Source organism: Acidithiobacillus sp. TH-A35 (assembly GCF_057473505.1).
Window position 1 is genome coordinate 1 of sequence record NZ_JBYCKR010000114.1, and the last position, 5987, is coordinate 5987.

At 58.3% G+C, this 5987-nt stretch carries 5 protein-coding genes; 2 read left to right on the forward strand and 3 right to left on the reverse strand.

Annotation, left to right across the window (positions count from 1 at the left end; translation table 11 throughout):
• Positions 1 to 341: 341 nt before the first annotated feature.
• Positions 342 to 1805, reverse strand: a complete 1464-nt coding sequence (zwf, locus tag AC2VNK_RS04160) for a glucose-6-phosphate dehydrogenase (RefSeq protein WP_486882925.1) — start codon at positions 1803 to 1805, stop codon at positions 342 to 344.
• Positions 1806 to 2726, reverse strand: coding sequence for a phosphogluconate dehydrogenase (NAD(+)-dependent, decarboxylating) (gene gnd, locus AC2VNK_RS04165; protein WP_486882927.1), 921 nt, complete (start codon positions 2724 to 2726; stop codon positions 1806 to 1808).
• A 99-nt stretch (positions 2727 to 2825) separates the two neighbouring features.
• Here gnd and purT point away from each other — a divergent pair, with 99 nt between their 5' ends.
• Positions 2826 to 4010 (forward strand): formate-dependent phosphoribosylglycinamide formyltransferase, encoded by a 1185-nt coding sequence (gene purT, locus AC2VNK_RS04170; RefSeq protein WP_486882928.1) that lies wholly within the window; start codon positions 2826 to 2828, stop codon positions 4008 to 4010.
• A gap of 45 nt (positions 4011 to 4055) precedes the next feature.
• Here the strand turns inward: purT and AC2VNK_RS04175 are convergent, their stop codons facing one another.
• A complete protein-coding gene (locus AC2VNK_RS04175; RefSeq protein ID WP_291524498.1) occupies positions 4056 to 5264 on the reverse strand; it encodes a pyridoxal phosphate-dependent aminotransferase in 1209 nt (402 codons plus the stop codon).
• A gap of 193 nt (positions 5265 to 5457) precedes the next feature.
• Between AC2VNK_RS04175 and AC2VNK_RS04180 the strand changes: the two genes are divergently transcribed.
• The coding region (locus tag AC2VNK_RS04180) for a heavy-metal-associated domain-containing protein (protein ID WP_486882929.1) at positions 5458 to 5987 on the forward strand (530 nt) is incomplete at its 3' end.

Genomic DNA, 5987 nt, shown 5'->3' on the forward strand with positions numbered 1-5987 from the left:
CGCAGGGGGTGAGACATGGCTTTGATCACCTCGGAAAGCTGCTCAATCTTGCGTTCGGGAATAATGGGATTTTGCATGGTTAGGCTCCTTGTCATCAGAATACGATCTTCGCCCGTAGCTAGCATAGATCGTGCCATATTATCGCACTGGCCTGTATTGTTTGCATAAGTTTGAAAATGCCCGATGATATGATGGCGCGCAGCCGAGCTATATTGTAGCCTGTCGGCTACGCTTTTTTGTGGGGTACCTTGGGGCTATTGAGTTCTATGGGGTTTTTGCTGTGTGCAACGGACGACATCTAACGGCGCTGGCGGAGGAGGTGGCCTCCGCCGGGCTCTCACTCAGATCTGATTGCGCCAGTAGTGGTCTTCTTTGTCCATGATCCGGGTGGCCTCGTCTGGTCCCCAGGAGCCAGAGGGGTAGGTGAGGATGTAGTCGGTCTCCCGTCCCCAGGACTTGATGATAGGGTCGACGACGCGCCAGGCCCATTCGACCTCGTCAAAGCGGATGAACAGGGCTTTGTCGCCTTGCATCACGTCTAGCAGCAGGGCCTCATAGGCATCCAGCTCCTGCTCACCATCTTTGCGGTAAGATGCGTTGAGTTGTACGGGGCGAACGCGCATTTCCAGACCCGGTTCCTTGACCTGGATTTCAATTTTAAGGCTCTCCGGTTCCAGAGAGAGCAATATCCAGTTGGGCTCAATACGTTCGATACTGGTTTCGCGGAAGAGTTGTTGCGGTGTATGACGGAAGCGGATGGCCACGCTGGAGGTCTTGGCAGTAAGACGTTTGCCGGTACGCAAATAAAAGGGCACGCCGCGCCAGCGCCAGTTATCAATGTAAAACTTGGCGGCGACAAAGGTTTCTGTTACCGAGTTGGGCTCAACACCCGCCTCGTCCTGATAGCCGGGGACGTGTTTATCGTGGACAACGCCAGGCCCATACTGCGCGCGCATGGCATAGGCGGTAACAGCCGATTTGGGAATAGGGCGGATTGAGCGCAGGACTTTGACTTTTTCGTCGCGCAGGCTATCTGCCTCCAGCGAAGGTGGTGGTTCCATGGCGACCAGAGTGAGAACCTGCATCAGGTGATTTTGCAGCATATCGCGCAGAGCACCGGCCTGATCATAATAGCCAGCCCGATTTTCAATGCCGATATCTTCGGCCACCGTTATCTGGACGTGGTCGATGTAATTACGGTTCCATATCGCTTCAATCGCCAGGTTGGCGAAACGAAAAACCAGCAGATTCTGGACAATTTCTTTGCCAAGATAGTGATCGATACGATAGATCTGCTCTTCGCGGAAGTGACGATGCAACTGCTCGTTGAGTTGCACGGCACTTTCCAGATCATCACCGAAGGGCTTTTCAATGACGATGCGGTAGTCGCCATCCTGATTGAATCCTGCCTCGGAAAGGCGTTGTACCACCGGAATAAAATCGGTGGGACGAATAGCGAGATAAAAAATGGTACCTGCTGGTTTTTCGGCCCCTGCCGGGGTCAGCAGGCTGTGGAGTCTGGCGTAAGATTCCGGCTCATGGATTTCACCGCGCACATATTCAAAATGCCTGCAAAAATCGGCAAAGTGGTCCGCGTGGTAATTGCGGGCATAAGTTTCCAGGTGCTCATGGAGAAAGTCCTGCCAGGCTTTGTCATCCCAAGATCGTCGACCAAAGGCGAGAATGCGCAGTTCTTCGGGCATTCTGCCTGCACAATGCAGATGATAAAGTGCGGGGAGAAGTTTTTTGCTGGCGAGATCGCCGGTAGCCCCAAAAATAACGAACTGACAATTACAGTTACTCATTCATCCCTCCTTTTGCACGGCATGGCCGCCAAACTGGTTACGCATCATCGCCAGGAGTTTGGCGGCGTAGTCGTCGCGCCCCTGAGAGGCCCAACGCATTTGCAAGGCGAGGGTAATGACCGGCGCGGGAATTTTCAGTGCGAGAGCGGCCTGCGCGGTCCACAAACCTTCGCCGGAGTCCGCTACTACAGGCGCGATGTCGGCGAGCATTTGGTCTTTGGCGAGGGTGTCAGCAGTGAGATCAAGAAGCCAGGAGCGGACGACGCTGCCATAGCGCCACATTTCGGCCACCTTGGCGAGGTCCAGTCCGAATTCGGTTTTGCCTTGCAAAATGGCGAAGCCTTCGGCGAGGGCCTGCATCATGCCGTATTCGATGCCATTGTGGACCATTTTGACAAAGTGGCCGCTGCCGACGGGGCCACAGTGCAACCAGCCTTTGTCGGTGCCCGGTGCCAGTGCCTCCAGAAAAGGCGTTACCTGAGCTACGGCTTCCTGGCTGCCACCGACCATCAGGGCATAACCCTCTTGTAGACCCCAGACACCGCCCGAAACACCGGCGTCTATGTAATGCACCCCCGCCGCCTCCACTTTTTTGGATTGGGCGACGGAGTCCTCATAAAAGGCATTCGCGCCATTAATCAGTATGTCGCCCTTGCTCAATAAGGGAAGAATGGAGTCGATATGACTCTGGGTGGCCTCTCCGGCAGGAAGCATGAGCCAGACGATCCGGCGGCTGGGCAAGGCCTGAACGAGGGCTTCCAGACTTTCGGCAGCGTGCATGCCTGTTTCTTTAGCCAGATCAGTGGATTTTTCGGTATGGCGATTGTAAACGGTGACTTCCAGACCCTTGATGTGCAGACGCCGCGCCATATTGGCACCCATTCGACCTAAGCCGACCATCCCGATGCTTTTGTTACTCATTGCTTGCTCCTTTGCGTACACGCCTGCCAGAAAATGTTAGCATGAGTATAGACGTTCGGGCCTTTATGTCGCCGTTTTACTGCTACGAAGGAAATTTCCATGCAACTGGGCACACCACTTTCCGCTTCTGCTACGCGTTTGCTCATGCTCGGTGCAGGTGAGTTGGGTAAAGAAGTTCTGATAGCCGCGCAGCGGCTGGGGGTAGAGACGATCGCGGTGGATCGTTACGCCGATGCGCCGGCCATGCAAGTTGCCCATCGTTCCCATGTGCTGGATATGACCGATCCAGAGGCCATTCTGGCCATTGTCAAACGCGAGCGTCCGCAGTTTGTGGTGCCGGAAATTGAGGCTATTGCGACTTCCGCATTGGCGGAAATCGAGGCGCTGGGGTTGGCCACCGTGGCGCCCTCGGCACGGGCAGTACAGTTGACCATGGACCGCGAGGGTATCCGCCGCCTCGCTGCGGAAGAGTTGGGCTTGCCGACATCGCCGTATCGCTTCGCCGGGACGCTGGCAGAGTTGGAAGAGGCGGCGGCGGAGCTGGGCTTTCCCTGTGTGATCAAGCCGGTCATGTCCTCCAGTGGTAAGGGGCAGTCCGTAGTGCGTGGCGCGGCGGAACTGGCGCTGGCCTGGCAGGAGGCGCAGACGGCGGGTCGGGTCGGCGGCCAGCGGATCATTGTCGAGGGCTTTGTGGATTTCGACTTCGAGATCACCCTGCTGACCGTGCGCTCTGTCTTGGGGACGACTTTTTGTGCGCCTATCGGCCATCGTCAGGAGGCCGGCGATTATGTGGAGTCCTGGCAGCCGCAGCCGATGAGCGAGGCCGCTTTGCAGCAGGCGGAAAAGATGGCGCAATTGGTGACCGGCAATCTGGGCGGACGGGGACTGTACGGAGTGGAGTTTTTCGTGCGTGGTGAAGAGGTCATCTTCAGTGAGCTCTCGCCGCGCCCTCATGATACGGGTCTGGTGACCCTGGCCAGTCAGCGTCAGAGTGAGTTCGACCTGCACCTGCGTGCCATTTTGGGTTTGCCGGTCGATCCGGGCTTCCGGCGTCCGGCGGCGTCTGCGGTGATTCGCGGGAAGGAACTCGGTTGGGGGCCGGTGTATTCTGGGCTGGAGGAGGCGCTGGCGGTGCCGGAAAGCGATCTGCGGCTTTTCGGCAAGCCGACAGCCAGCAAGCTCAGGCGCCTCGGGGTAGGTATTGCATGCGCCGATGATGTGGAGGAAGCCCGGGAGCGCGCCCGCCGGGTTGCTGCGGCGATCAAAATCTGCCCCGCTTCCTGAGCGGGGTTGATCCTGCGGTAACGCGATCCCGGTTCTCGGGGCGGTCTAGGCGTTGATAAAAGCGCTGATGCGGTCCAGGGCCATCTCCAGATTCTTATCGCTGGTCGCGAAGGACAGGCGGATATGGCCAGGCGTGCCGAAGGCTGAGCCCGGTACTACTGCCACTCCGGCCTCCAGCAAGGCTTCAGCCAGGGCAAGATCGTCACGCAGACTTTTCGCCGCCATGACTTCGCGGAATCCCGGAAAGCTGTAAAAGGTACCATCGGAGGGCATGGCAGCAACGCCGGGCAGCGCTTTCAGGCGGTCGTAGACGTATTGGTGGCGCCGCTTGAAGGCATGCACCATTTCGTGGATGGCGCTGTCGCCACCTTCCAGCGCTGCCTGGGCGGCCACCTGGGCGATGGAGGTGGGATTGGAGGTGCTCTGGGACTGTACCGTATTCATTGCGGTGATCAGCGCTTTGGGGCCGGCGCAGTAGCCGATGCGCCACCCGGTCATGGCATAGGCCTTGGACACGCCATTCATGACGATGCAGCGCGGGGTCAGATCCGGGCAGGCATTGGCGATATTGACAAAGTCTTCATCGTAGAAACGGATTTTCTCATACATGTCATCGCTGGCGATGAGGATATGCGGATGACGGCGAAGTACCTCGCCCAGGGCTTCCAGTTCCGGGCGGCTGTAGGCCACGCCGGAGGGGTTGGAGGGGCTGTTGATGACCAGCAGGCGGGTGTTGGGGGTAATCGCCTCATCCAGTTGCTCCGGACTGATCTTGAAACGCTGGCTGGCGTCGGTATCGATGATGACAGGCCGTGCTTCCGCCAGTAGCACGATGTCCGGATAAGACACCCAGTAGGGCGCGGGAATGATGACTTCATCACCCGCATCCAGAAGGGCCTGACAAAGATTGAAGAAGCTTTGCTTGCCGCCGACGGAAACAAGAATTTCATCGGGGCGGTATGACAGATGGTTGTCGTGCGCGAATTTGCCGATGATGGCGGCTTTCAGCTCCGGCGTGCCGCCGACGGCGGTGTATTTGGTGAAGCCCTGCCGGATGGCGGCGATGGCCGCTTCCTTGATGTACTCCGGGGTGTCGAAGTCCGGTTCCCCAGCACCCAGACTGACAATATCCTTCCCTTCGCGGCGCAGTTGCTGGGCACGGGCAGTGACCGCAAGGGTGGGGGAGGGGCGCACCGCATTCACGCGGCGGGAAAGGCGGATATCCACGATCATCAACTCCAGGAGCAATTTCATCGGGCGCGGAAAATGCGCGCAAGAGCGCAAATGATAAGCATCCTTCGACTAAAATCAACTATTTTGCGCGAGGCAGGTATTTGCCGGGATGTGGGATGTGAAGGATTGACATTACAATCGACTAGAAGAGTACGATTTTCACCATGTATCCAGTCGACACCGCTTGAGTGGCCGGAAGGCAGGGGACGTGATTATGGCGAACGTAGAAATTGGAATAGAGGGCATGACCTGCGCCTCTTGCAGCAGCCGGGTGGAGCGCACCCTGAACCGCTTGCCGGGGGTGCAGGCCGCGGTGGTGAATTTGAGTACGGAACAGGCCACAGTGCAGTACGATCCGACGCAGATTACCCCTGACGCACTGACTGCGGCCATCACAGAAAGCGGCTACACGCCCGTGATCGCGGAGACGGAACTGGTTATCGAAGGGATGACCTGTGCGTCCTGCGTGGGGAGGGTGGAGCGCAGTCTGCGCCGCCTGCCCGGCGTGCTGGAGGCGACGGTCAATCTCGCCACAGAACGGGCGGCACTGCGCTATCTGCCGGATACTCTGGACCAAAACACCTTGATCGCCGCAGTGACCGCGGCCGGATATGGGGCGCGCACGGTGCTGGAGGATGTGGCCGTCGCTGACCGCAAAGCGCAGGTCATCCGCGCCATGCGCCGGGATGTCGTCATCGCGGTGGTGCTGGCTCTCCCCATTCTGCTGCTCTCCATGGGCATGGC

Bases quoted from the DNA above. Each gene is read 5' to 3' on its own strand.
- zwf (WP_486882925.1), bottom strand. From the start codon at position 1,805: ATGAGTAACTGTAATTGTCAGTTCGTTATTTTTGGGGCTACCGGCGAT.
- AC2VNK_RS04175 (WP_291524498.1), bottom strand. From the start codon at position 5,264: ATGAAATTGCTCCTGGAGTTGATGATCGTGGATATCCGCCTTTCCCGC.
- purT (WP_486882928.1), top strand. From the start codon at position 2,826: ATGCAACTGGGCACACCACTTTCCGCTTCTGCTACGCGTTTGCTCATG.
- gnd (WP_486882927.1), bottom strand. From the start codon at position 2,726: ATGAGTAACAAAAGCATCGGGATGGTCGGCTTAGGTCGAATGGGTGCC.